Origin of the sequence: Tsukamurella soli, assembly GCF_039541155.1 — a bacterium.
In the GTDB taxonomy this organism is placed as follows: Bacteria; Actinomycetota; Actinomycetes; order Mycobacteriales; family Mycobacteriaceae; genus Tsukamurella; species Tsukamurella soli.
Genome location: NZ_BAABFR010000080.1, coordinates 1 through 24102 on the forward strand (window position 1 = coordinate 1; position 24102 = coordinate 24102).

At 71.2% G+C, this 24102-nt stretch carries 24 protein-coding genes and 2 pseudogenes; 10 read left to right on the forward strand and 16 right to left on the reverse strand.

Annotated features, from left to right (window positions below):
• Positions 1–189, reverse strand: a pseudogene (locus tag ABD908_RS19785) (bifunctional diaminohydroxyphosphoribosylaminopyrimidine deaminase/5-amino-6-(5-phosphoribosylamino)uracil reductase RibD); the annotation flags it as partial.
• On the reverse strand, positions 186–857 hold the full coding sequence (rpe, locus tag ABD908_RS19790; protein WP_344999167.1) for a ribulose-phosphate 3-epimerase: 672 nt from the start codon (positions 855–857) through the stop codon (positions 186–188). The gene rpe and the pseudogene ABD908_RS19785, both read right to left, overlap by 4 nt.
• 269 nt (positions 858–1126) lie before the next feature.
• Between rpe and ABD908_RS19795 the strand changes: the two genes are divergently transcribed.
• Entirely contained in the window at positions 1127–2053 is a 927-nt protein-coding gene (locus ABD908_RS19795; RefSeq protein WP_344999169.1) for an LGFP repeat-containing protein, read from the forward strand.
• A gap of 72 nt (positions 2054–2125) precedes the next feature.
• On the opposite strand, the gene ABD908_RS19800 is transcribed toward ABD908_RS19795, so the two are convergent.
• The 3 genes from ABD908_RS19800 to def are packed head-to-tail and all read right to left on the reverse strand — an operon-like array spanning position 2126 to position 4986.
• Complete coding sequence (locus tag ABD908_RS19800) at positions 2126–3577, reverse strand: RsmB/NOP family class I SAM-dependent RNA methyltransferase (RefSeq protein WP_385924268.1); 1452 nt, start codon at positions 3575–3577, stop codon at positions 2126–2128.
• A complete protein-coding gene (gene fmt / locus ABD908_RS19805) occupies positions 3499–4467 on the reverse strand; it encodes a methionyl-tRNA formyltransferase (RefSeq protein WP_344999173.1) in 969 nt (322 codons plus the stop codon). The genes ABD908_RS19800 and fmt overlap by 79 nt, the downstream gene beginning before the upstream one ends.
• A 3-nt stretch (positions 4468–4470) precedes the next feature.
• Complete coding sequence (gene def / locus ABD908_RS19810; RefSeq protein ID WP_344999175.1) at positions 4471–4986, reverse strand: peptide deformylase; 516 nt, start codon at positions 4984–4986, stop codon at positions 4471–4473.
• A 214-nt stretch (positions 4987–5200) separates the two neighbouring features.
• Between def and ABD908_RS19815 the strand changes: the two genes are divergently transcribed.
• Entirely contained in the window at positions 5201–6373 is a 1173-nt protein-coding gene (locus ABD908_RS19815; RefSeq protein ID WP_344999177.1) for an alpha/beta hydrolase family protein, read from the forward strand.
• 91 nt (positions 6374–6464) lie between these two features.
• On the opposite strand, the gene ABD908_RS19820 is transcribed toward ABD908_RS19815, so the two are convergent.
• Positions 6465–7274, reverse strand: coding sequence for a GAF domain-containing protein (locus tag ABD908_RS19820; RefSeq protein WP_344999179.1), 810 nt, complete (start codon positions 7272–7274; stop codon positions 6465–6467).
• 355 nt (positions 7275–7629) lie between these two features.
• Here ABD908_RS19820 and ABD908_RS19825 point away from each other — a divergent pair, with 355 nt between their 5' ends.
• A complete protein-coding gene (locus ABD908_RS19825) occupies positions 7630–8112 on the forward strand; it encodes a DUF5994 family protein (RefSeq protein WP_344999181.1) in 483 nt (160 codons plus the stop codon).
• 149 nt (positions 8113–8261) lie between these two features.
• Here the strand turns inward: ABD908_RS19825 and galK are convergent, their stop codons facing one another.
• From galK to ABD908_RS19840, 3 genes are read right to left on the reverse strand one after another with little or no spacing between them, the layout of a single operon-like run.
• Positions 8262–9377, reverse strand: a complete 1116-nt coding sequence (galK, locus tag ABD908_RS19830) for a galactokinase (RefSeq protein ID WP_344999183.1) — start codon at positions 9375–9377, stop codon at positions 8262–8264.
• On the reverse strand, positions 9374–10579 hold the full coding sequence (galT, locus tag ABD908_RS19835; protein ID WP_425584396.1) for a galactose-1-phosphate uridylyltransferase: 1206 nt from the start codon (positions 10577–10579) through the stop codon (positions 9374–9376). Before galT ends, galK begins: the two co-directional genes overlap by 4 nt.
• On the reverse strand, positions 10567–10917 hold the full coding sequence (locus ABD908_RS19840) for a DeoR/GlpR family DNA-binding transcription regulator (protein ID WP_344999185.1): 351 nt from the start codon (positions 10915–10917) through the stop codon (positions 10567–10569). The genes galT and ABD908_RS19840 overlap by 13 nt, the downstream gene beginning before the upstream one ends.
• A 52-nt stretch (positions 10918–10969) precedes the next feature.
• Here ABD908_RS19840 and ABD908_RS19845 point away from each other — a divergent pair, with 52 nt between their 5' ends.
• From ABD908_RS19845 to speB, 7 genes are all read left to right on the forward strand, one after another.
• Positions 10970–11218 (forward strand): hypothetical protein, encoded by a 249-nt coding sequence (locus ABD908_RS19845; protein WP_385924755.1) that lies wholly within the window; start codon positions 10970–10972, stop codon positions 11216–11218.
• A 20-nt stretch (positions 11219–11238) separates the two neighbouring features.
• Complete coding sequence (locus tag ABD908_RS19850; RefSeq protein WP_344999188.1) at positions 11239–11499, forward strand: hypothetical protein; 261 nt, start codon at positions 11239–11241, stop codon at positions 11497–11499.
• Positions 11500–11646: 147 nt separating this feature from the next.
• Positions 11647–11871 (forward strand): hypothetical protein, encoded by a 225-nt coding sequence (locus tag ABD908_RS19855; protein ID WP_344999212.1) that lies wholly within the window; start codon positions 11647–11649, stop codon positions 11869–11871.
• A gap of 72 nt (positions 11872–11943) precedes the next feature.
• Complete coding sequence (locus tag ABD908_RS19860) at positions 11944–12630, forward strand: SDR family NAD(P)-dependent oxidoreductase (RefSeq protein WP_344999190.1); 687 nt, start codon at positions 11944–11946, stop codon at positions 12628–12630.
• Positions 12630–13397 carry an SDR family NAD(P)-dependent oxidoreductase gene (locus ABD908_RS19865; RefSeq protein WP_344999192.1) on the forward strand — a complete coding sequence of 256 codons (768 nt, stop codon included), beginning with the start codon at positions 12630–12632 and terminating at the stop codon, positions 13395–13397. The genes ABD908_RS19860 and ABD908_RS19865 overlap by 1 nt, the downstream gene beginning before the upstream one ends.
• A 31-nt stretch (positions 13398–13428) precedes the next feature.
• Positions 13429–14325: a polysaccharide deacetylase family protein gene (locus tag ABD908_RS19870; RefSeq protein ID WP_344999194.1), complete on the forward strand. Its 897-nt coding sequence runs from the start codon at positions 13429–13431 to the stop codon at positions 14323–14325.
• A gap of 2 nt (positions 14326–14327) precedes the next feature.
• Positions 14328–15299 (forward strand): agmatinase, encoded by a 972-nt coding sequence (gene speB / locus ABD908_RS19875; protein WP_344999196.1) that lies wholly within the window; start codon positions 14328–14330, stop codon positions 15297–15299.
• An 84-nt stretch (positions 15300–15383) separates the two neighbouring features.
• On the opposite strand, the gene ABD908_RS19880 is transcribed toward speB, so the two are convergent.
• From ABD908_RS19880 to ABD908_RS19910, 7 genes and pseudogenes are all read right to left on the reverse strand, one after another.
• A complete protein-coding gene (locus tag ABD908_RS19880; RefSeq protein ID WP_344999198.1) occupies positions 15384–16886 on the reverse strand; it encodes a PucR family transcriptional regulator in 1503 nt (500 codons plus the stop codon).
• Between the two features lie 77 nt (positions 16887–16963).
• Positions 16964–18376: a purine-cytosine permease family protein gene (locus ABD908_RS19885; RefSeq protein WP_344999200.1), complete on the reverse strand. Its 1413-nt coding sequence runs from the start codon at positions 18374–18376 to the stop codon at positions 16964–16966.
• Between the two features lie 31 nt (positions 18377–18407).
• The gene (locus tag ABD908_RS19890) at positions 18408–18800 is read right to left on the reverse strand and encodes a gluconate 2-dehydrogenase subunit 3 family protein (protein ID WP_344999202.1); all 393 of its coding nucleotides are present in this window, start codon (positions 18798–18800) and stop codon (positions 18408–18410) included.
• An 11-nt stretch (positions 18801–18811) separates the two neighbouring features.
• Positions 18812–20443, reverse strand: a complete 1632-nt coding sequence (locus tag ABD908_RS19895) for a GMC family oxidoreductase (protein ID WP_344999204.1) — start codon at positions 20441–20443, stop codon at positions 18812–18814.
• Between the two features lie 238 nt (positions 20444–20681).
• The gene (locus ABD908_RS19900; RefSeq protein WP_344999206.1) at positions 20682–22556 is read right to left on the reverse strand and encodes a neutral/alkaline non-lysosomal ceramidase N-terminal domain-containing protein; all 1875 of its coding nucleotides are present in this window, start codon (positions 22554–22556) and stop codon (positions 20682–20684) included.
• Positions 22511–22888, reverse strand: coding sequence for a hypothetical protein (locus ABD908_RS19905; RefSeq protein ID WP_344999208.1), 378 nt, complete (start codon positions 22886–22888; stop codon positions 22511–22513). The genes ABD908_RS19900 and ABD908_RS19905 overlap by 46 nt, the downstream gene beginning before the upstream one ends.
• A 160-nt stretch (positions 22889–23048) precedes the next feature.
• Positions 23049–24102, reverse strand: a pseudogene (locus ABD908_RS19910) (hypothetical protein); the annotation flags it as partial.

Genomic DNA, 24102 nt, shown 5'->3' on the forward strand with positions numbered 1-24102 from the left:
CTCGGCGTGCGGGCCGCCTGCGGGTGCGGTGTGGCCGACGCCGGCGACGGTGCCGTCGGCCGCCAGGATCACAGCGCCGACCGGCGGATTCGGCGTGCTGACGCCGCGCGCGGCCACGGACTCCTCGATCGCGCGGTCCAGCGCGGAGGCGATGTCCGGTGCCGCCGCCCACGCGGCGTCCGAGGTCACCGTCGGCCCGCGGCGAGGGCGCGTAGCTTGCGGACCGCCTCGGCGGGATCATCGGCGTTGTATACGGCGGAACCGGCGACGAAGCAGTCGACGCCGGCCTCGGCGGCCCGCTCGATGGTGTCGGCGTTGATGCCGCCGTCGATCTCGACGATGAGGCGTAGCTCGCCCGAATCGACGAGGCGGCGGGCGGCGCGGGTCTTCTCGAGGACCTCGGCGATGAACGACTGGCCGCCGAAGCCCGGCTCGACGCTCATCACCAGCAGGGTGTCGAACGATTTGAGGATCTCGGCGTACGGCTCGAAGGCCGTGCCCGGCTTGATCGCGAGGCCGGCTTTGCCACCGGCCGCGCGGATGTCCTTCGCGACCGCGATCGGGTCGTCGGTAGCCTCGGCGTGGAACGTCACGTTGTAAGCGCCGGCCTCGGCGTACGGCGGCGCCCAGCGTGCGGGGTCGTCGATCATGAGGTGGCAGTCGAGCGGGATGTCGGTGTGGCCGAGCAGGCTCTGCACCACCGGCAGCCCGAGCGTGAGATTGGGCACGAAATGGTTGTCCATCACGTCGACGTGCACCCAGTCCGCGCCCTCGACGCCCCCCACCACCGCGACCTCGTCGCCGAGCCGCGCGAAGTCGGCGGACAGGATGGACGGGGCGATCATCGGCGCTGGCATGCGTCGAATTCTAAGCGGGCCGTTTCTGATGCCGCGCCGCACCAGGCCGGCACCAGGCCGCCGAACACGGAGGCGTCAGGCGCCGGAATCTACGACTCAGCGGCGCGAGGTGCCGGATTCCACGGGGTCGCGCCGCTGACCGGTCGATTCCAGACAGAAACACCCGCGCGCCGAGTCGCGAACACACGAGATCCATGCAACTGTTGATCCCAGTACATAACTTTTGTAACATCAGCACCATCAGTCACATCGACACTGGAGAAACCGACATGCGGATCGCACGCACCATCGCCACTTTCGCCGCCTTCGCCGCGGCAGCGGCCATCGCGGCCGCACCGGCATACGCCGACCCCGCGCCTGCGGCTCCGACGGCCCCAGTAGCCCCCGCGGCGGTCGCTGCACCGGTCGCCGCAGCGGTACCCGCCGCTGTCACCACCCCCGCGGCAGGTGCCCCCGTGGCGGGTGCCGTGCCCGCCGCCACGCCGGCGGTGAACGCCGCGCAGACCGCCCTCACCAGTGGTGACACCAGCGCGTTGCTGGCTCAGCTGGCCCAGATCCCGGGGATGCAGCAGATCGCCACCAGCGGCCAGCTGCCCACCACCGACATCCCGACACTGCTGCGGATGCTGGCCAGCGCGGAGGGCGGACAGACCCAGTCGGTGGCGACCGTGCCCGCGACCGTGCCGATGTCCAACGTGCCGGTGAAGTTCCCCGTGGTCGGCGCCATCGGCGACACGTTCGACAACGACGGTGGAGTGGGTCGCTACGGACAGCCACTGGCGGTCGCGAAGACCGTGGCCGGAGGCTGGAAGGAGCAGGACTTCACCAACGGCGCGATCTTCTGGAATCCCAAGGTGAACGGCGGTAAAGCCGCCGGCGTCGACGGCGCGATCGCCGCCGCGTGGCGCAAGGCCGGCGGGGCGAAGGGCAAGCTCGGCTACCCGCTGATGAGCGAGGCACAGATCGCCGGCCCCACCGCCGGCACGATCCAGGGCGCGTACAACGACTTCGAGCATGGCTCGATCTACTGGTCGCCCACCTACGGCGCCAAGGTGCTGACCGGCAAGCTGCGTGACCAGTTCATCGAGCAGGGTGGCGCGAACGCGCTGGGCTACCCCACCACCGATCCCTACAAGGTACCGGGCGGCGGCATGGCCCAGACCTTCACCAAGGGCACCGTGACCGTCAAGAGCTGACACGGCCATGTCCCCCACGAATGCCCGCGACACACCGGAGTGTCGCGGGCATTCGCGTGGGCGAACCTCCCGTCAGACGCGTCTGAACGCCTGGAAGAACATCGCGTCGGTGCCGTGCAGGTGCGGCCACAGCTGGACGTGCGGGCCCTCCGATCCCCCGGCCGCGATGACCGACTCGGGCACCAGCGGGCGGGTGTCGATGGGTACGAGCCGCCCTCCCGCCGCCGCCTCGGCGACCACGTCCACGGTCTCGGCAACGTGCGGTGAGCACGTCGAGTACAGCACCACACCGCCCGGACGCACCAGATCCGCTGCGGCCGCGAGCAGCTCGAGCTGCAGAACCACCAGGTCGCGAACGTCGGCCGGCTGCTTGCGCCACCGCGCCTCGGGCCGCCGGCGCAGGGCACCGATTCCGGAGCACGGGGCATCGACGAGTACGCGGTCGTAGCCAGGTTCGAGGGCCGCCGCTCGCCCGTCGACGACGTGGACGGTGACGGGCAGTCCGCGGGTGGCGGTGCGCACCAGCTCGGCGCGATGCGACGACGGCTCGACCGCGTCGACGGTGGCGCCCTCGATCGCGGCTAGCGCGCCGAGCAGCGCAGCCTTGCCGCCCGGCCCGGCACAGAGGTCGAGCCACCGCTCGCCCGAATCCGCCGCACCGTCCGGTCCAGCGGTCACGGGGGCCATCGCGACGGCGCGCGCGACCAGCTGAGACCCCTCGTCCTGAACGACGGCGAGACCGTCGCGCACGGGTTCGAGCGCGCCGGGGTCACCACCCGGGAGGTACACGGCGTACGGCGAGAAGCGCCCCACATCGCCGCCGGTGGTGAGCGCGAGCTCCTCGGCCGTGATCTCGCCGGGGCGGGCCGCAAGGTGCACGACGGGCCGGGCGTCGTCGTCGGCGAGCAGCGCCTGCAGCTGGCCCATCGACTGGATACCACACCGTTGCAGCGACTCCCAGAACGCCTCGGCGATCCAGCGGGGATGCGCGTATTGCATCGCAAGGTGGCCGACGAGGTCGTCCGAGGCGGCGGGCGCCACCCGACCGATCCAGGTCTCGGCATCGTCGCGGGCGATCCGCCGCAGCACGGCGTTCGCGAATCCCGATGCTCCCCTGGACTGTCCGCCCTTGACGATGTCGACGGTGGTGGACACCGCAGCGTGTGGCTCGACCCGGGTCCGCAGCAGCTGGTAGGCGCCGAGGCGGAGTGCGTCGAGCACCGGGCCGTCGATCTCGGCGATCGGACGACCCGACGCGGACTCGATCACCGCGTCGAGGAAGCCCTGCGCCCGGCACGTCCCGTAGGCGAGCTCGGTGGCGAAGGCCGCGTCGCGGCCGGTGATCTTCCCGGCCCGGAGTAGGCCCGGCAGAACGAGATTCGCGTAGGCACCCTTCTCCCGGACCGCGCAGAGCGTCTCGAGAGCTGCGTTGCGGGCGGCGTCGGTCACTTCTTCCCCTCCTGTGCCGCGGGTGCGGCCTGTGTGAACCGAGTGCCGGACTCGAGCCGCGCGCCGCGCGCCCAGTCGGCGGCGGACATCGCCTTCTTGCCCTGGGGCTGCACCGCGCCGAGCCGGACCGGCACCGTCGCCGTCCCCACGAACACGTCGCGCTTGGCCACGCGCAGCTCGCCGGGCGCGAGCGACTCCGTGTCTGCAGCGTCACCGTCGACGGTGACGGGGCCGATCTTGACCCGGAGGTCGCCGAGCTCCGACCACGCGCCGGGCGCGTCGGTCATGGCGCGGATGTGCCTGTCGACTGCGGCGGCCGGCCGCGTGAAGTCGACACGCGCGGATTCGACGGTGATCTTGGGCGCGTACGTCACGCCGTCGGTGGACTGCGGGACCGCGGCGAGCGCGTCGGCGGCGAGTCCGTCGACGGTGCGCAGCAGCAGCTGGGCGCCCGCGCCGGCGAGGCGGTCGAGCAGCGCGGTGGCGGTGTCGTCCGCGCGGATCGCCTCGGTCATCACTCCGAGAACGGGACCGGTGTCGAGTCCCTCCTCGATGACGAAGGTGGACGCGCCGGTGATCTCGTCGCCCGCTGCGATCGCGGCCTGCACCGGCGCCGCGCCGCGCCAGGCCGGCAGCAGCGAGAAGTGCAGGTTGACCCAGCCGTGCCGCGGCACCGTCAGCAGGGACGGCGGGATCATGCCGCCGTACGCCACCACGGGGCAGCAGTCGGGCGCCAGCTCGGCGATCCGCTTCACGACCGCCTCGTCACGCAGCGTGTGTGGGGCCAGCACCTCGATGCCCGCCTCGTCGGCGAGTCGGCCCACCGGCGACCTGCTCCGGCCGCGTCCGCGGCCCGCTCGGGCATCGGGACGGGTGAGCACGGCGACGACCTCGTGGTCGGAATCGAGCAGCGCGCGGAGCGCGGGCACGGCGGGGTCAGGGGTGCCCGCGAACAGCAACCGCACGGGTTACGACCCGACCGACGCGGGGTCGGTGAACCACGCCATCGTGCGGATCTGCCGCATCACCTGCTTGCGGTCCTCCGGCTCGAGGCGCGCGAGGAACAGCACGCCGTCGAGGTGGTCGGTCTCGTGCTGGATGCAGCGAGCGAGGATCTCCGTGCCGTCGACGGTGATCGGGGCGCCGGTGACATCGACACCGTCTGCCACGACGTTCATGTGCCGCGTGCAGGCCGCGCGGATGTCCGGGATGGACAGACAACCCTCGGGACCGGTCTGGGTCTCGTCGTCGACTGCCCGCCACACGGGATTGACGATGTGCCCCGACTCTCCACCGCACTCGTAGACGAACACTCGCAGGGACACGCCGACCTGGGGCGCAGCGAGCCCCGCGCCGCTGTGGGCGCGCATGGTGTCCATCATGTCGTCGACCAGCCGGGCCAGGTCGGCGTCGAAGCGGGTCACCTCGTCCGCGCGGGTGCGCAGCACGGGGTCCGGGTAGATACGAACTGGGAGAACCGTCACCCCGCCATTATCCCCCGCTCGCGCAGCCGACCCGACGCGGTCGTCGCCGACGGGTCGCGCGTACCGGTCACAGCGGCGGGTCGATCGGTGCGCGAGGCGGCGACGCACGTGTATGTTGGTGTCCGCTTTCGTACCCGCAGCCCGGGCCCGCCGGCACCGTGACCACGCCGACCCGGCGTTTTCCCAGAGAGCGAGACCAGTGCACCGAGCCCGTGTGACGCGGCTGACCCTGCTCGCCGTCGCGACCGGTGTGGCGGTCGCGGCATGCGGCACAGCCACCGACGACGGCACCGGGCCGACGTCGCCGAACCCCTCGCAGTCACAGGCGCACGAGCCCGACGAGGTCGAGGGCGACTCGGCGGTCCCGCCGTCCGCCTCCGGAACCGTGCCGATCCCGCCGCCCATCCGTCTGCAGTACCCGGTTCCCGGCGGGGGCGGTGATCCCCGCCAGAACGTCGGAGATCTGTACCTTCCGACGTCCGCCACCCGACCGGGCGCCCCGGCAGACCTGCCGGTGGTGGTGCTCCTGCACGGTGGGGGCTGGCGGACACCGGCGACCCTCGCCGCACTGTCGGGGATGGCACGTTCGTTGGTATCGCACGGCGTGGCCGTCTGGAACGTGGAGTACCGGCGCATCGGCGCGGGCGGCGGCTATCCGGTGACGCTGACCGACACCGCCGCGGCGATCGACTACCTGCAGACGATCAAGACGCAGATCGCGCCCTCGATCGACCTCGACGACGTGGTGGTGGCCGGGCATTCGGCGGGCGGGCAGCTCGCGGTGTGGGCGGCTGCGCGCGAGATGCTCACGCCGGGCGCGATGGGCAGTGTCCCGGCCGTGAAGCCCGTGGCGATCGTCTCGATGGCCGGCGTGCTGGACATGAAGCTGGCCGTCGCGGACGGGAACAAACACACCAGGGAGTTCCTCGGCGACCCGAAGACGAACGCGCAGAACTACGCGGTGGCCGACCCGATCGAGAACATCAACCCCAAGATCCCGGTTACCTGCTTCAACGGGACCGCCGACCACGTGGTCCGGGCCCACGAGTGCACGTCGTTCATCAAGGCCCTCAAGGCCGACGGTGGCGTCGGCCAGGCGATCCTGCTGCCGAACGCCGGGCACAACGTGTATACGCCCAACCAGCGCTACTGGACTCGCGTACAGGCCGTGATCCTCGACTACACCGATGACTACCGCGCTATCGACACCACGGCCCCGTCCGCACCCGCAGCGTCCACGCCGCCCTCCGCGCCCGAGACCGTGCCGCCGGTGGCCATCGCTCCCCCCGCCCCAGTGCTGGCCGCCCCCGCCGGCGCCGCGCCGGGCGCGTCCGCGGGAGGTGGCGACGGGCAGCCCCCGGCCGGTGTCGGTGCGCCGGTCGGCTGATCCGGTCGTGGGCGCCTGATGTCGAAGGCCGGGCGACCGACCGGATCACCGGTCCGCCTCCGCGTGGGCGATTCCCCCGCGGATCGCCGGCTCACCCCGAGTCGACGTGGCGGGAGCGCGCACGACGGACCGCCTCGTCGACGATGCGCTGCGCCACGTCGGCCAGCTTCCGGTGCTCGGCCTGACTGATCGCCCGCAGCTGGTCGACGGTCTCCTCGGTACTGCGCCCGCTGCGTCCCCGCAGTATGCCGATGGCCTGGTTGATGACCGGGCGCGTCGAGAGCGCCGTCTGCAGCTGGTCGACCAGCGTCCTGGCGTGGGCAAGCGACTGGGCGTTGTGCACGACGACCGCCGCGGGCCGAGCGAACGTCTCACCCAGTTCGGCGGCGCGGTCGTCGAAGGCGTCCTTCTGGTGGGCGTAGACGTTGATGGCGCCGACCACCTCGTCATCGGGCAGCCGCAACGGCAGCGACAGGACGCTGTGAACCCCCAGGCGTCCAGCGCGCGGGCCGAACCGTGGCCACATCCTGTCGCCGCCCAACGACCCCGACCTCACGGTGCGGCTCTGCAGTGCCGCGGTGATGCATGGGCCCTCCCGCACGGTGACGTACTGGATCTGGTCGACATCGCGGACGAACGACGCGCTCGCACCCAGCGCTTCGACCAGCTGCTCGGTCCGGTCGAGGTGCAGCAGGGTCACCCCGGCACCGTCCGCCCCTGGGATCGCATGTACCGCCAACGCCGCGACCTGCGCCAACAACTCCGCCAAGCCCAGGCTGCCCGCCACCAGACCGGACAGGTCGCCGATCGCGTCCTGCAGGTCGGAGACGTCGGTGCGTGTGCGTTCGGCCGACGCGGGCAGCCCCGGGACGTGGTCGCCGCCCTCGGCGAACTCGGTCATCCGCCGTCACCCGCGCGCATGTCGGTTCTCCATGGCGCTTCATCCCCTGCCGCGGCTGCCACACCACGTCGAACCCGACCGGGACGAGGTGGCCTCTCGGCCAACACTACCGCCGCCCATCCGATCCCGGCGACATCTGCGACCACCGGGCGCAGACACGCACCTGCCCATCATGATTCGGTGGAGTCGGGCGCTCGACGGTGCGGTTGCAACGGCGCGCGATCGAGGAGTAGCGTCGGACGCGCTGAGACTGTCAGCTGGTTCGGGACGAGTTCGGCTGCCCGCCGCAGGACTCCAGGAGCGTCGGCTCCGCGACCCCTAGCGCACCGGTGATCGACTGCCGTCGGGATCCACCATGACAGTTCTCCAGAACGCCTCCATTCGATCTCCGCGTGACGAGTCCGCGGCGGTCGAGGATCTCGACACTCCACCCGCACTACTGGTCCGCCCGGTGCCGTCGCCGCCGCTCCGGCCGCGGCATCGGCTTCGCCTGGCCCCGCGCCGATCGCTGGTGAACGCCGTCGACGGTGCCTGGTGGCCCCAGACCGGGAACCTCGTCAAGGAGATCCACACGATCCTGCCGATCCTGGGACTCAGGCTGGAATCGATCACGCGTGTCCAATACCGCGCGACGGACTGGGACCCGGCTCCGGCCCGGGTCACCGTCGACCACCACGCGATCGCCCTCGACGGTCGAGGTGACGGCTCGGACGCCACCGTCGTCTTCGTCGGTCCCCATGCCGTCGTGCGCCTGGCGCTCATCCCGCCCGCCACCGCTGTGGCCGAGGCCGTCGGCCGGATGGACCGCGCGCTCCACCAACGCAAGACATTCGACTGACGTCTCGCGTCGAACAGGACTGCGACGTGACAGCAGCCGACAGATGAGCAGCGACGGCGCACGGCTTCGGCTCGACCGGGCCCAGACGAAGGCCCGGCCGCAGTACCACCCGAGCCGCGCGAAGGCGGAGCAGCAGCGGCCGGCCGCGCCTAGACCACGTGCGCACCCGCGCCCGGGCGGACCGCGCGCACCGTCGGGCGGGGGAAACCGGCTGCCTCCACCACCTCCGGCAGGCGCGCCTCGAGATGTCCGAGAACGGCCGTCGGCACCACCGCCACGACCGAGCCGCCGAATCCGCCGCCCGTCATGCGCGCGCCCAGCGCCCCCATACCGCGTGCGGTATCGACGATGTGGTCGATGCCCGGCGTGGTGATCTCGAAGTCGTCGCGCATCGACGCGTGCGACGCGTCCATGGCCCGCCCGAGCACCTCGAGTTCGCCGTTCCGGAGTGCCTCGGCGGCGACGAGCACGCGTTCGTTCTCGGTCAGCACGTGCCGGGCACGCCGCTGGATCACCTCGTCGCGCAGAGATCTCCACGCATCGGCGGGTGCCTCGCGGAGCGAGGGCAGTCCGAGCCGAGCAGCCGCCTCCTCGCAGGCCCCGCGGCGGGCGGCATACTCCCCCACTGCGTGGCGATGCGGCGCCTTCGAGTCGATCACCACGAGCGTGGCGTCGGCGCCGTCTCGCGCGAGCCGGACCGGCACGTTCGTCACCGCCAGCGAGCGGAAGTCGATGAGCAGCGCGGTATCCGGCCGCCCGTACAGGCTCGCCAGCTGGTCGAGCAGCCCCGTCGGCGCGCCCACGTAGTCGTTCTCGGCACGTTGCGCGATGCGGGCGAGCGCGTGCCGGTCGTCGCCTCCCCCGGGAGCGCTGCCCGCCCGCTCGGCTCGCGCTCGGAGTGCCAGCAGCACAGCGCATTCCAGCGCCGCCGACGACGAGAGTCCCGAGCCGACCGGCACATCCGAACCGATGTGCAGGCGGCCGCCGGCGACCTCGCGGCCGGCGGTCCGCAGCGCCCACACACAGCCGGCGACGTACGCTCCCCAGCCGCCGACGTCGCCCGGTGCCGTGTCGAGGCCGATCGTGACCCCGCCCGGTTCGCTGTCGGACACCACCGTGAGGTCGCGCGCCGCGGGGTCCGGCGTGTACTCGGCGACGGTGCCCACCTGCAGGGCGATCGGCAGCGCATAGCCCAGGTTGTAGTCGGTGTGCTCGCCGATCAGGTTGAGGCGCCCGGGCGCGTAGGCGCGGATCGTGGGGTTCATCCGAGCCTCCTGGACCGGCCGATGGCAGCGCGCAGCTCCGCCGCGATCTGCTCGGGCGTCTTGTCGGTGACGAATGCGTCCCGGCCCGACTCCGACCCGGCGAGATACTTGAGCTTGTCCGCGCTGCGGCGGATCGAGAACAGCTCGGCGTGCAGGTAGCCCTCGGCCTCGTCTCCTGCCGGCCCCGATCCGTCTGCCGCCGAGCGGTATTGGTGCCACGACGCGACGTAGGGCAGTGGCGCACCGTACAGGGCGTCATAGCCGCGTAAGACCGTCAGGTACGCCCGTGCCAGATCGTCGGCCTCCGGATCGGTGAGCTCGGTGAGGTTGCGGCAGTGTCGGTTCGGGTACACATGCACCTCGGCCGGCCAGCGCGCGGCGAAGGGCACGAAGGCCGTCACGTGCTCCGTGCGCACCAGGACGCGCTCGCCACCGTCGACCTCCCGGGCAAGGATGTCCTCGAACAGATTGCGCCCCGTGTCCACCCGGTACGCAGCGGCCCGGCCCAGTACGCCGGCGGTGCGGCGGGTACGGAACGGATACGCATAGATCTGCCCGTGCGGGTGCGCGAGCGTGACGCCGATCTCCTCGCCCCGGTTCTCGAAGCAGTACACCTCTGCGACCCCGTCCCGGGCCAACAGATCCGCGGTGCGGTGCGCCCACACGTCCACGACGAGGCGGGCGCGCGCCGCGGTGAGGCGCGCGAACGAGCCGTCGTGATCACTGGTGAAGCACACCACCTCGCAGCGGCCGTAGCCCGCGGTCTCGATCCCCAGGCCCGTCGCGGCCGGTAGCACGAAACCGGAGCCCACCGCCGCCGTCGACAGCGAGGGGAAGCGGTTCTCGAACACCGCGACCTCGTAGTCGGCGGCGGGGATCTCGCTGGAGCGCCCGTCGGGGTCCGGGCAGAGCGGGCACATCGCGCGGGGCGGCTGGTAGGTCCGCTGCTGCCGCGCGGGCGCGATCATCACCCAGTCCCCGATCTGCGGATCGCGGCGCAGCCGGGTCGGGCTCTCGGCGGGCCGCGGCGGCAGGTCGCGATGGTCGACCCCCGGTACCGTCGGCTCGCCCGCCGAGAAGAAGAGGATTTCCCTGCCGTCCGCGAGCGTCGCTCGAACCGGTTGCGGCCCTGTTCTGTTCACGTCCACTCTCGCCGCCGTTCCCGTCACCGCCGTCACCCTCCCTGTCCCTACACCGCGCATACGTTCAGCTCGATCCGGCGCGCGAGCTCGGCCCGGCGCGCGAGGCTGAGGCCGGCGTCGGTCACCAGGCGGTCGACCCGCCCGAACTCGGCGAGCAGGTGCGCGCCGATCTCGCCGTATTTCGTGTGGTCGGCGAGCACCACCGTGGACCGTGCGGTGCCGATCAGCCGCCGATTCGTCTCGGCCTCACCGATATTCGGGGTGGTGAAGCCCGCGGTCGGGTCGATGCCGTGGGTGCCCAGCAGCGCGAGGTCGGTGCGGAACCGCTCGAGCGCCGCGTTCGCGATGGGCCGCACCAGCGCATCCGACGGCGTCCGCTGGCCCCCGGTCAGCTGCACCGCGGACTGGGGAGCCGTCCCGGCCGCGCCGGGCAGGCCGGCGACGTGGTCGGTGAGCGCGTGGAATATCGAGCGCCGCCGCGGCGATCGCGGCCTTCTCGGCGGTCTGCTGGTCGGCCTGGTCGCCGGCACCGCCTCGGCCGTCGTGATCTTCATCCTGCAGGAGAGGGGCGTCATCAACCTCCCCGGACAGGGCATGTCGTTCGTCGCCGCCTCCGCGGCGTTCGTCGTGGACATCGTGCTCTCGCTGGGCCTGAGCGTCATCATCGTGGTCATCATCCTCAACATCGTCTTCCACTGACCGGGACTATGGAGCCTCCGATGAGCGAGAAGAAGAAGTCCGCAGCGCGGCTGTTCGACATCCGCAACATCATCGCGGCACTGCTCGACATCTACGGCATCATCCTCCTGATCGCCGGCCTCGCCCCAGGCATCGCCACCTCCGGCGTCGGAAACCATCCGCACACCCCCGACCCCGTCGACATGTCCGTGGGTCACTCCACCGACATCTGGGTGGGGCTGATCATGCTGGTGATCGGAATACTCTTCACGGTCTGGGCACTCGCCCGCCCGCACGAGTAGCAGCGCCCCGCACCGATACACGCCCGTCGTCTCCGGCCTCGCGCGATCGATTCGTGCGAATGCACAAGCCCACCGCCACAGCCCTATACGAACTCCGGCGGCAACAAATCCGGTCACCTCGCATACTCGATTCACAGCGGATCGGACATGGAGGGGGCACGCCTGGTGGATGCACTACAAGACGGGGATCGGCCGATCGTTGCCGATTGCCAAAAGCTCAACCGCGGCTTCGGGTTTCGTTCGGCCCTGTCACTGGCGTTCGCCGACATCTCGCCGATCGTCGCGCTGTACGCGATCGTCGCGCTCGGCCTGTTCGCAGCCGGCCCGCGGTTCTTCTGGGCGTTCCCCACCTGCGCGTGCGCCACCGGATGATCCCGCCCATCGGCACCGGCGCACACACCGCGCCGCCGGTCCACGACCCCCGACTGGTAGAGGAGTGATCGAATGCCCAGAGTCGCCGTAGTGACCGGCGCCGCGTCCGGCATCGGTGCCGCGATCGTCGCCGCGTTACACGAGAGCGGTTGGACCGTAGCGGGCCTCGACCTGCAGCCGAGTCCCGGAGTGGACCTCGGACTCGCCTGCGACGTCTCCGACGCCGACGCGGTCGCCGCGGCGGTCGGACGGATCGCGGCGGAACTCGGGCCGGTCGAGACGCTCGTCAGCGCGGCCGGCCACTACGAGTACTGTCCGGTCGCGAACATCACCGACGAGCGGTGGAACCGCATGCTGTCGGTGCATCTCGGCGGGCTGGTCAACACCGTGCGCGCCGTGCTCCCCGGAATGCTCGACCGCGGCGACGGGGCCGTCGTCGCCATCGCGAGCGAACTCGCCATCGGTGGCACCGACAGCGAGGCGCACTACTCCGCCGCGAAGGGCGCCATGCTGGGGTTCGTCCGCAGCCTCGGCGCCGAGGTCGCCGACGCTGGCGTCCGCGTCAACGCCGTCGCACCCGGACCCACCGATACGCCGCTGCTGCCCGCGCCGCAGCGCACCCCCGAATACCTCGCGGCGTTGCCGGCGCGTCGGCTCGGCCGTCCGGATGAGATCGCCCAGGCGGTCCGCTTCCTCGTCGACGAGGGCGGGTTCTGTTGCGGGGAAGTCCTTTCACCGAATATGGGAGCAGTGATCTGATGACCGCACGGCTACACGATGGCCGCACGGCCGTCGTCACCGGCGCCACCCAGGGCATCGGCCGCGCGATCGCCCGCCGCCTCGCCGACGAGGGCGCCCGCGTCGGCGTCAACGGCCGCATCGACAACGAGGCCATGCGCGCGGTGGTAGCGGAGACGGCAGGATTCGCGGTGCCCGCCGACATGGCCGACGGGCCCTCGGTCCGCAGCGCCTTCGCCCGCGTCGAGGAGGAGTACGGCGCTGTCGAGGTTCTGGTGTGCAACGCCGCGTACATGTCGATGAGCCCGCTGCTCGACCACGATCCAGCCGACTGGTGGCGCAACCTCGACACCAACCTCACCGGCACCTTCCGGGCGATCCAGGCTGTGCTGCCCGGTATGCGTCGCCGCGGCGGTGGGCACATCGTCATCATCACCTCGGAGTGGGGCGTCGTCGGCTGGCCCAACGCGACGGCGTACAGCTCATCGAAGGCGGGTCTGATCGCGCTGACGAAGTCGCTCGGCCGCGAACTGGCGCCGGAGAACATCACCGTCAACGCCGTGGCGCCCGGCATCACCGACACGCCGCAACTGCAGGTCGACGCCGACGACGCCGGGCTGACGCTCGCCGAGATGCACGCCCGCTACGCGGAGGAGATCCCGGCCCGCCGGATCGGCGCGCCGGAGGACATCGCCGCCGCCGTCGCCCTGCTGTGCCGCCCCGGCCTGCGGGCCTTCGTCGGCCAGACGATCAGCGTCAACGGCGGAAGCACCCGCGCGCGTGCATGACTCGACCCACGAACCCGCGAGAGAAACAGCGATGACCAACCCCGGAGCCGATGCCACAGCGTCGGCCGCGCCGATCGCGTGGCCGGCCGGCTACTCGGCCGCAGCGACACTCGGATTCGACCTGGACTCGGAGGACGTGGCCCTGACCGCGAACCCGGGCACCCGCAACCGGCTGTCCGTCATGACCCACCAGGCGTACGGGGTGTTGACCGGCGTTCCCCGCGTCCTCGACCTGCTGGACCGGTACGACCTGAAGGCGACGTTCTTCGCGCCCGGTTACACGGTCGAGCGCTACCCGGACCTGCTGCGCCGCATCCGCGACAGCGGGCACGAAATCGCCCACCACGGCTACATGCACGAAGCGATGGGCGGCATCGCGCCCGAGCAGGAGGCCGCGATCATCGACCGCGGGCTCGAGGCGCTGGACACCGTCCTCGGCGTCCGACCCACGGGCTACCGCGCACCGATGTGGGAGACTTCGTACGACACGGCGCGAATCCTGCTCGACCGGGATTTCCTCTACGACTCCTCGCTGATGGACTCGGACCTGCCGTACGAACTCGCCGAGCGGCCGGGCGACGGCGCCCGCAGCATCGTCGAGATCCCTGTCGCGTGGGCGCTCGACGACTGGGAGCAGTTCGCGTTCGTCCCCGAGGTGTTCGGGCCGGGCGTGATCGAGGATCCCGCCAAGGCCCTGTCGATCTGGACGGGGGAACTCGTGGAGGCCCACCGCCACGAATCGTGCTTCACCCTGACGATCCACCCGTTCCTCAGCGGCCGGCTGGGCCGGGTCCGGGCGCTCGAGACCCTCATCCAGACCATGCTCGGCCTCCCCGGCCTATGGGTCACACCCGCCGGTGCGATCGCCGACCACGTCCGTTCACTCCAACTCACCCCGCGGGTGTTCCCGCAGCCGGAGGTCCAGTAGCCATGCCCGATCAGCTCACCCGCCCCGTCGGCCCCGTCGACGCCACCCGCATGCCCCGGTACGCCGGAGCCCCCACCTTCGCTCGTCTGCCGCGCATCGACCAGGTGTCCCGACACGACATCGCCTTCCTCGGCTGCCCGTTCGACGGTGGGGTGTCCTTCCGGCCCGGCGCCCGGTTCGGCCCGTCGTCGATCCGGCAGGCCTCGCGCAACCTGCGACCGACGTACCACCCGATTCAGGACGTGAACCCGTACGACACCTTGCAGGCCGTCGACGCCGGTGATGTGCCGTGCCACCCCTACGACATCGACGACAGCCTGCGGCAGATCGAGGGCACGATCGGCGAGCTCAACGCCTCCGGATCGCACGTCATCCTGCTCGGCGGCGACCACACGATCGCCCTGGCGGGCCTGCGGGCCGTCGCACGCGAGCACGGCCCGGTCGCGCTGGTGCACTTCGATGCCCACCTCGACACTTGGGACAGCTACTTCGGCGCCGACCGCACGCACGGGACGATCTTCCGGCGCGCGTTCGAGGAGGGGCTCCTGCTCTCCGACGCCAGCACACACGTCGGGATCCGAGGGCCGATCTACTCGAGCCAGGATCTCGACGACGACGCGCGGTTCGGCTTCTCCGTCATCCGGTCCGAGGACATCGACGGGCTGGGGACCGAAGAGATCGGGGACCGGATCCGCCGGCGTGCCGGCGACCGGCCCATCTACCTGTCGATCGACATCGACGTGCTCGACCCCGCATTCGCACCGGGCACCGGCACGCCGGAGATCGGTGGCCTGACGTCGCGGGAACTGCTGCGCCTCGTCCGCGGACTGCCGCAGGACCAGATCGTCGCCTCGGACATCGTCGAGGTGGCGCCCGCCTACGATCACGCGGAGGTCACCTCCCTCGCAGCCGCGACGCTCGGCTACGAGATCAGCGCGCTGCTGGCGCGGCGGCGCACGCAGGCCACCGCCTGACACCCGAGATCATCTCGCGACCATCGACGCCGCCCCCATCCCGCTCACGGCCGGGACGGGGGTCGTCGCTGGCACGCGGCACAGCTACCGGGAGCCGCCCAGGAGATCCCGCGCGCGCAGCGCGAACCAGAGCTGCGCGATGTCGCCGGTCTCGGACAGCTGGGCGCCCGTGAGCTCCTCGATCTTGCGCACCCGGTACAGCACCGTCTGCCGGTGCAGGTTCATCGCGTCCGCGGTCCGCTGCCACGACCGCTGGTGCGCGAGGAATGCCTCGAGGGTCGCGACGAGTTCCGTCCGGTTCTCGGCGTCGTGGTCGACCAGCGGGCCGACCCATCGTTCGACCATCGCCTCCGCATCCCCGATGCTGCCCACTCCACTCCAGGCCACGGCGTCCCCGTAGCGGACGACCGGGTCACCGGTGCGCTGCGCGGTCCCCAACGCCCAGGCCGCCTCCTTGGCCGCCTCCACCGACCGTCGAACCGTCTGGAGCACCCGGCTCCGGCCCACCCGTGCGGTGTCACCGAGCACGGCGAGCAGCGCCTCGATCGCGTCGTCGGACTCCGGGACGACCGCGTGCGCGACGTCCGACCGCACCGTCGTGATGTGCGGGATGCGGCGGCGCCACAGCGAGATGTGCAGTTCGCGGAGCCGATTCGGCTCGCCGCACGTCGCGGATACGAAGACCACCCGCGTCGGCTCGAGGCCCATCGTCACCAGTTGCCTTCGCGCGGCCCGTTGTTCGAGGCGACCATCGATAAGCTGCGACGTCAGCTCGGCACCCGCGCGGCGCGCGTGCGCGAGCGCGAGGTGGGTCTGCGACAGCTCGAGCGCGATCACCGTCGCGGCGTGCTGGAGCAGCACCCCGTCGAGCCCGGTGCTGGCACCGGGTATCGCGGCGAGGACCGCATCGTCGTGCGTGGGCACCTCGCCGACCAGTAGTTCCCGGCCGGCGCCGGTGCGGACGGAGCGGGCACCGGCCGTCAGAGCGCCCGCCGACGCCGCCCGCACCGCCTCGGGCACATCGTCGCCGGGGTGCGGTCCATCCGGGTGATAGGCCTCCCCGGTCGCGCGATCGCATACGTAGATGGGGCAGCGCAGCTGTTTCGTGAGCGCCTCCGCGATATACGAGCGCGACAACTCGCTGCCGGCGGTGTGGCGGAGGGTGTCGTAGATCCGCTCCGTGCGCATCAGGCGCTGCGACTGTTCGAGTTGGGTCGCCTCGGCCACCGCGCGCGAAATGGCCACGAACGGCATCGGGTAGCGGATCCACAGCACAGGCAGCGCGAGCCGCTCGCTCGTGGCACGGAACCGCTGAGTGAGCTTGGGGCAGTACATCTCCTCGCCGATGGCGAGCGCGCTGACGCCGACGCGGTCGAGCTCCTCCAGTAGGTGCTGCTGGTCGTCGGCCGACTTCGGGAACGACATGCCGTTGGTCATCAGCAACTCGCCGGAGCTCACCCACTGCCACGGATCCGGGAGGTCCGAGGTGTGCGTCCAGCTCACCTGGCGATCGAGTCCCTCCGTGCCCGAGTGCGCTCGCAACTGCAGATGCGGCATGTCCAGCAGCTCGCGCACGGTGATTCCCACATATGCACGGTATCCGGCGCCGATCGCCCGGGCAGGGTGGTCGGCGCCGGATACACTCGGCCACGCTCGGCTACGGGTCAGCCGACCGCTTCGCTCGCCAGGTCGGCCCGGCGCCGCGTCTGCAGCGTCATCACGACGTAGTAGAGCGGCGACACGACGACGAGCCCGACGATGAAGGAGATGTCGACGCTGCCCAGCATCCGGGCCAGCGGACCTGTGTACCAGGTTCCGATGATCATGAACGGTAGTTGAACGGCGACGCCGAGGAGATAGCACACCACGGCGGTCCAGTTGACGTATCCGTAGCGGCCACCGTCGCGCTCGAAGAAGTCCTCGACCACGTAGTCACCGTGCCGGACCAGGTAGAAGTCGACGAGGTTCACCGCCGTCCATGGCACGAGTGCCCCCATCAGCAACACCAGCAGGTTGTTGTAGGTCGCTACGAAACCGGAACCCGCAGAGAGTGATACGGCGACGGCGAGCGCGCACAGCAGCGCGGCGATCACCGCCCGCGCGCGGGCCTTGGCGGTGAACTTCGGGACGAACGTCTGGATGATCGTGATCGTGCAGAGCGTCCCGCAGTACAGGTTCATCGCGTTCGTCGCCGCCACGCCGATGCTGAACACCGCGACCACCAGGACGCTGATGCCGGCCGTGGCCTTCGTCAGGGCGAGTGCCGGGTCGGTCGTCGGCATCAGCAGCCCGACCCCGGCTCCCAGGAACATCGGCAGGATCGAGCCGATCGAGGTACCGAGGTAGCTCATCCAGAACGCGGGGCGCGCTCCGGTCGCCTTCGGCATGTAGCGCGAGTAGTCGGACACATACGGCGCGTAGGCGATCTGCCACACCGCCGACGCCACGAAGGCACCGAGGAACCCGGCGATGGTGGATCCGCCGCCGTGGAAGAAGCCGCTAGGGACGGGGTGGACGACGAACGCCCAGATGAACGCCAGGACCAGCGTCAGACCGGATGCCCACGTCATGATGCGCGCGTAGGTGTGGATCAGCGAATACCCCCAGATGGTCGCGGTGATGCTCACCGCCGCGAGGATCAGGATCCCGCCCTTCTCGCCTAGGAACGGCAATACCGATGCCAGCGATTCACCGCCGAACACCAGGATCGAGATGAAGAAGCCGGTGTACATGCAGACCACGACGGCCACGATGAGCACGGCGCCGAGGGAGCCGAACTGCCCCTTGGTCTGCACCATCTGGGGTACCCCCAGCGTCGGCCCCTGGGCCGAGTGCAGCGCCATGAAGAGGGCGCCGAACAGGTTTCCGGCGACGATGGCGACTGCGGCCGCCCAGGCGGGCAGCCCGAACACGGTCGTGGCGAGCGCACCGGTGACGATGGCCAGGATCATGATGTTGGTGCCGAACCAGATCGTGAACATGTCCCGGCTCCGGCCGTGGCGCTGGTCAAGCGGTACGGGTTGGATGGTGTTGGATTCGATCGACGAGGTGGACTCGGACGAGCCGCTTCTGCTCATGGGTGTTTCCTTCGAATGGGATGGGTCCGCGTCAGCGGATCGTGAAGCCGCGGTCCACGACGTGCTCGAGGATGTCCGCGTATGTGTCGATGTCCTCGCGGACCGCACGCGGCGCGGCCGCGTACGGCATGGCGCGCGCGACCCGGGGGCTGAGGAAGTAGGCGCCGGACGCGATCACGGTCAGCGCGGCGAACCGCCCGGGCTGCTCTGTGGAGAGCACATCCAGCGCGGATTCCGGTGCGCCACAGCTGCAGTCGGCGAGGGCCTGACTGAACTCGGCGACAAGGTCGGGTCGGTAGCCGAGCGCACGGTCGACCAGGTGGGCCGTGATGCCGGCCGCGGTTGCGGAGGGCATGGTGTCCGTGCCGGGGATCAGGATGTCCGCGAGGACCGCGAACGTCCGGCGCTGTTCGGAGTCGAGCATGGGGGTGGTCCTCACAGGGGCGTAGGGATGGATGCACGGGTGTCGGCGAGATGGCGCATCGAGCGCAGTGCGATCGCCATGATGGTCGCGGTCGGGTTCACGCCGGTCGAGGTCACGAAGACGCTGCCGTCGATGATGAACAGGTTGGGGACGTCGTGCGCGCGTCCCCACTGGTCGACGACCGACATGGCGGGGTCGTCGCCCATCGTCGCGGTGCCCAGCAGGTGCCACGCGCTGTGCCGAACGACGGGGATCGGGTCCACCGCGATGGCGCCGGCCGCCTGATGCGCCTCCACGGCCCGATCGACGTGGAACTTCAGCATCCGCTGGCAGTTCTCGCCGATAACGTAGTGCAGCTTGGCGGCCGGAATCCCGTCGGAATCGTTCACGTCGGGGTCGAGGGACACGGTGTTGCTCTCGTCGGGCAGGTCCTCGGTCGTGATGCCCCATTCGGAGCGACGCCCGAACGTGCGGTGCAGTCCCGCGTGGAACGCGGGGCCGAACCGGTCCCGCCACGGCTCGCCGGGTTCCCAGAGGGTCTGCGCCAGCGGGCCGCCGGTCGGCATCAGGTTCCACTTCGCGCCGCGGACGAAGCCGCGATCGGTGTCGGTCTCGTAGAACTCCAGCGATTGCAGTGCCTGGCCCGCGGGTCCGAGCCAGGACTCCAGGTCGTCCTCGTAGGTGCCGTAGACCGACGCGTAGGGGTGCGTCATCAGGCGCTTCCCGACCAACCCCGACGAGTTCGCGAGGCCGTCGGGGAACAGGCTCGATGTCGAATTCAGCAGCAGCCTCGGGGTTCCCACGCCGTTCGCCGCCATCACCGTCACCCGCGCGGGCTGATGCCGGAGCGCCCCTTCGCGATCGAAGTACTCCGCGCCGGTGACGAGTCCGGCGCCGTCCACCGTCAGGCGCTGAACTCGCGCGCCGGTCACGAGGCGCACCCCGAGCGCCACGGCGTCGCGCCAGTGCGTGATGTCGGTGCTCGCCTTCGCGCCGACCGGACAGCCGGACTCGCACGCGCCGTAGCGCATGCAGCCCTCCTGGTTCTTGTACTTGCGCGAGGCGATGGCGTTCGGCGCCGGCCACCAGTGCCAACCCAGCCGGTCCATGCCGCGCGCCGCCACCAGTCCGTACCGCCCGATCGGCAGCGCCGGCAGCGGGAACGTGTGCGAGTCCGGGTACGCAGGGTCGCCCTCGAGCCCCGAGGCGCCGATATGGTGGGTCACCTCGTCGTAGAACGGGCGCAGATCGTCGTACGTGAACGGCCAGTCCTCCGCGACGCCGTCGAGGGTACGCACGCGGAAGTCGGACGGCATGGCCCGGACCCAGTGGCCCGAGAACATGATGGTGCTACCGCCGACCCCGTTGAACATCAGTGGTTCGACGGGGCTGTCCGTGCTGTCCACCGGGTAGTCGGCGGGGTTCTGCCGCACGTTCGGGCTGGCGTTCCACTGCTTGAGCCGCGTCAACTCCCATTCGGGCTTCCCGGCGGTGAAATCGTCCGGCAGGTTCCAATCCCCCTGCTCTAGGCAGACGACCTTCAGCCCGCGCGAGGCCAGTTCGAGGGCGGCGACTCCCCCGGAAGCCCCTGCTCCGACGATCAGGACATCGACGTCGTCGTCCGACTGTTGCGCGTCCACCATGAATCACTTCCGTTCTGGGCTGAGTGCGCGGGTTCGGCGGCCCGGGCTTGTGCACAATGATCCGGCGGTACGCGCGGAGTGGCGCCCTCGAACTGGATGAGCCTGCGACCAGGCGATTGTGCATTCGCACAACGACGCGGCAACCCCCGAACGATAGCCGGGGCCGGACCGCATGCCGTCTCTAACATCAAGGTGACAGCCATGTTTCGACAGTGTTGCACCCCCGCCGAGGCCGGCTTCAACGCGCGCGCAGGCCTCCCGCGACCGCGGAGCTACAACGTCCACGGAAGATGAGCCGGTACTCGCCGTCGTCCGGGAGATCCACGTCTACGCGGGCGCGGAAAGCGAGACCCGAGCGGCGCCAGCGGATCTCGGTGCCCGGGGTGTCGTCGTCGGCGACCGGTACCCATGCGTCACCCGCGCGGAGTTCCAACCGGATGTAGGAAGACGGGATGTACGAATTCGGGTGCCCGGTACGCAGTTCGACCGTTGCCCGGGAGCCGACGGTCGCCACGCTGCAGACCTCGGGCTCGGCGGGCAGCGCGAACAGGGCCGAGCCGAGCGGCGACGGCGGCAGCCGGAGCCACTGCCGGAACTCCCCGGCTGAGCGGCGTACCCCCCGCGAACCCGGGGGCGTGCGCCGCTCGGGCCGAGGCTTCTGGGGTCCGCCGGTTCGCATCGACCGCGCCAGCTGCGTCACCGCCTCGAGAGACGCCGCCAGCTCGTTTCGGCCGTACAGCGTGCTGCCGCCTTCGTAGCGCTGCGCGTCGTACTCCTCGGGCGTGGTGAGGTAATGCGCGTATCCGTTCGCATAGCCCTGCACCAGAACGGATTCCGGCGAAACGTCGAGCGCGGCGGCGACCGCGGTGCGCAGCCGCAGACCCGCGGTCACCGTCACCTCCATCGGTAGGCAGATGAGGTGGAGGGCCCCGATGCGGACGAGCTGCACGGGCAACTTCTCCGCCACCCAACCCATCGCCCCGACGGGCAGCAGCATCTCCTTGGGCGCCTGGCGGTTCCGCAGTCCCGGGAGGGTGCGGTACAGCGCGCGGCTGAGCCCGCCGACCACCGCGTTGCCGAGCCCCTGCCGGAACGGGGACGCGCCGGCACCGTCGAGCGTGCCCGCAGCGAACGACGCGCCCAGCACCGCCCTGCCCGTCGGGCCGTCGGCCGTGTGGCAGCGACCGAGGTCGACCGTGGTTGCACGCCAGTCCAGCCCGGGTTCGATCCGCTGACTCGGGCCTGCGGCCAGTGCACGGGCCACCGCGAGCTGGCGGCGGCCGATCTCGGCGGTATTCGCGCGCTCGTCGTCGGTAGGTCCGTGCCCCGCGAGGCCGCCGAGATTGGGCGACATGTCGCCGGAGTTGGTCTGCGCGAACGCCGCGACGAAGCCGTCCCCCACCGAACGCTCCCACGCGGCCGCCGCCCAGCCCTTGTTGTCCGAGCTGATCAGGGTGTTCGTGTTGGTCATCGAGGTGCAGTGCACGGCGAACCACTCGATCGCGGCGGTGAGGTCGCCGTCGCGCTCGAACCGGAGCAGCGTGACCGCCGGGTCGATCGCCCCGGGCAGCGCGTCGCGATCGGGGTTGCGCGCGAACGCCTCCGGGCTGCGGTTGATCGACGCGTCGCGCAGGGCGCCGCGCGAGAGCCGCAGGTCGACCGGGACCAGCGCGGCGTCGGCGTCGCAGATCGCCTGCACGACACCCTCCACCAGGCGAGTGAAGGTGCGCGGGTGCCGGCCGACGGTGGTCAGGTTGTACAGCGCGTGGCGGCCGTGCCCGCCGGGGCCGCAATGCGTGTGCGTCGCGGTGAGCACCGTATTGGCGGCCACGTACCGGCCCACGCCGCCCGGGCCGAGGCAGCGGGTCGACAGACGCGCATGGATCTCGTCGACGGCCGCCTCGAAGAACATGCCGATGTCGGCGACCACGAACGCGAGCCGCCGTTCGTCGACGCCCTCGCCGTGCGCTAGGACGAACGCCCGCGCGAACTGCCGAGTGAGCAGACCCGTGCTGCGCTGGCCCGGCCTTCCGTAGCCCATCATACCGACGCCCCAGGGCTCACCCGTCACGTCGACCTTGGCCCACCCGGCCCGGAATCGCTGCTCCGACACGGCTCCGACGGTACCCGGGTGAGCGCCGCGCCCGCCCCGGGCAGGATCGAGTCCCACCACTCCGCATCGAGGCGCGCGCCGCGGATCGCCAGCACGCTCAGGCCGCACGCCATCACCACTCCGAGCGCCGCCAACAGGATCGCTGCCACCACGATCACCGCGATCGCGGCGGGGAGGGAGGCCGGCCACCAGCGCCCCAGGGCCCACAGCGTCGGGGCGATGAGGAACCCACCGCCGATGTACCAGTCCGAGCCCACCTTGTCGGCCCGCATCGCGATCCGGATCGCCCGCTCGGCGGTCGGTCGGCCGGCTCTTCCGCTGTCGTTCGTCATGACCCGATGGTCGCCCCGGCGGGTCATTGCGTCGATTACCCGGGAGGTAGTCGGAGGCGGTCACAACCGCGGTCGCTACCGGCCGGATCCGCGGTTCTCGTCCGAACAAGCCCCCCTGCCACCGTGGTTGTGACGGCCCCGGCGAGCCGGGATGGCGGGCTCAGCCGATGCGGAGCGGGTCGATCTGGACGCGCACGGGGTCGCCCTGCTTGCGCAGGCTGCGGCCGACCTGGGCGGTGAACAACGCGCGGGCCAGTTCACGGCCTGCGCGCCGCGGGACCCGGACCAGCAGTCGCTGTGCGGAGGCGCTGTCCGGTGCACCGGGGATGCGTACGCCCGGCGGGAGGTCGACGGGGCCGAGCACCTCGGCACCGTCGGGCAGCTGGGCCTGCTCGGCGACGGCGATGATGTCCGCCGGGTCGCCGTCGAGCGCGGCCATGTGGGTGGTGGGCGGGAAGCCGACCTCGGCGCGCTGGGCCAGCTCGCCGGCCGCGTAGCCGGCCGGGTCCCACCGGATCAGCGCCTGCACCTCGCGGACGCCGGCGTCGGCGCCCACCACCACGGCACCGTCGGCGGCGACGAGGGTGGCCGCGCCCATCCAGCGGCGGAGCGTCTCCTCCCCCGCGCGTAGGTCGGCACGCCCCAGCATGAGCCAGCCGTCGAGCAGCAGCGCGGCGCCGTAGCCACCGTCGGCGACGGGTTCGGCGCCTGGAGTGGCCACCACCACGCGCCGCCCGGGCGGCACCGACGCGAGCACGTGCTGCCCGCCGGACACCACGACGGGCACGCGCGGGAACGCCCGGCCCAGTTCCTCGGCGGTGCGCTGGGCACCGACGATGACCGCGCGCATCGCGGTGCCGCCGCACGCGGGACAGCGGTAGCCGTGGTCGACGCGGTCACACCACCGGCAGCGCAGGGCGCCGGAAGCGGAGCGAGCGGGTCCCGACGAACCCAGGGCGCCGGAAGCGGAGCGAGCGGGCCCCGACGCACCCAGGGCGCCGGAAGCGTGCTCGGCAGGCGCCGAGCCGATGCCTTCGAGGGGTCCGTTGCAGTGGCGGCAGCGGGCGGGCGTGCGGCACCGAGCGCACGTCAGCGCGGGCGTGTAGCCGCGGCGCGGGACCTGGACGAGGACGGGCCGGTCGGAGTCGAGGGCGGCGCGGGCGGGGGCGAACGCGGCGGCGCGCCGGAGCGGGAGCCACCGCCCACCAACAGGA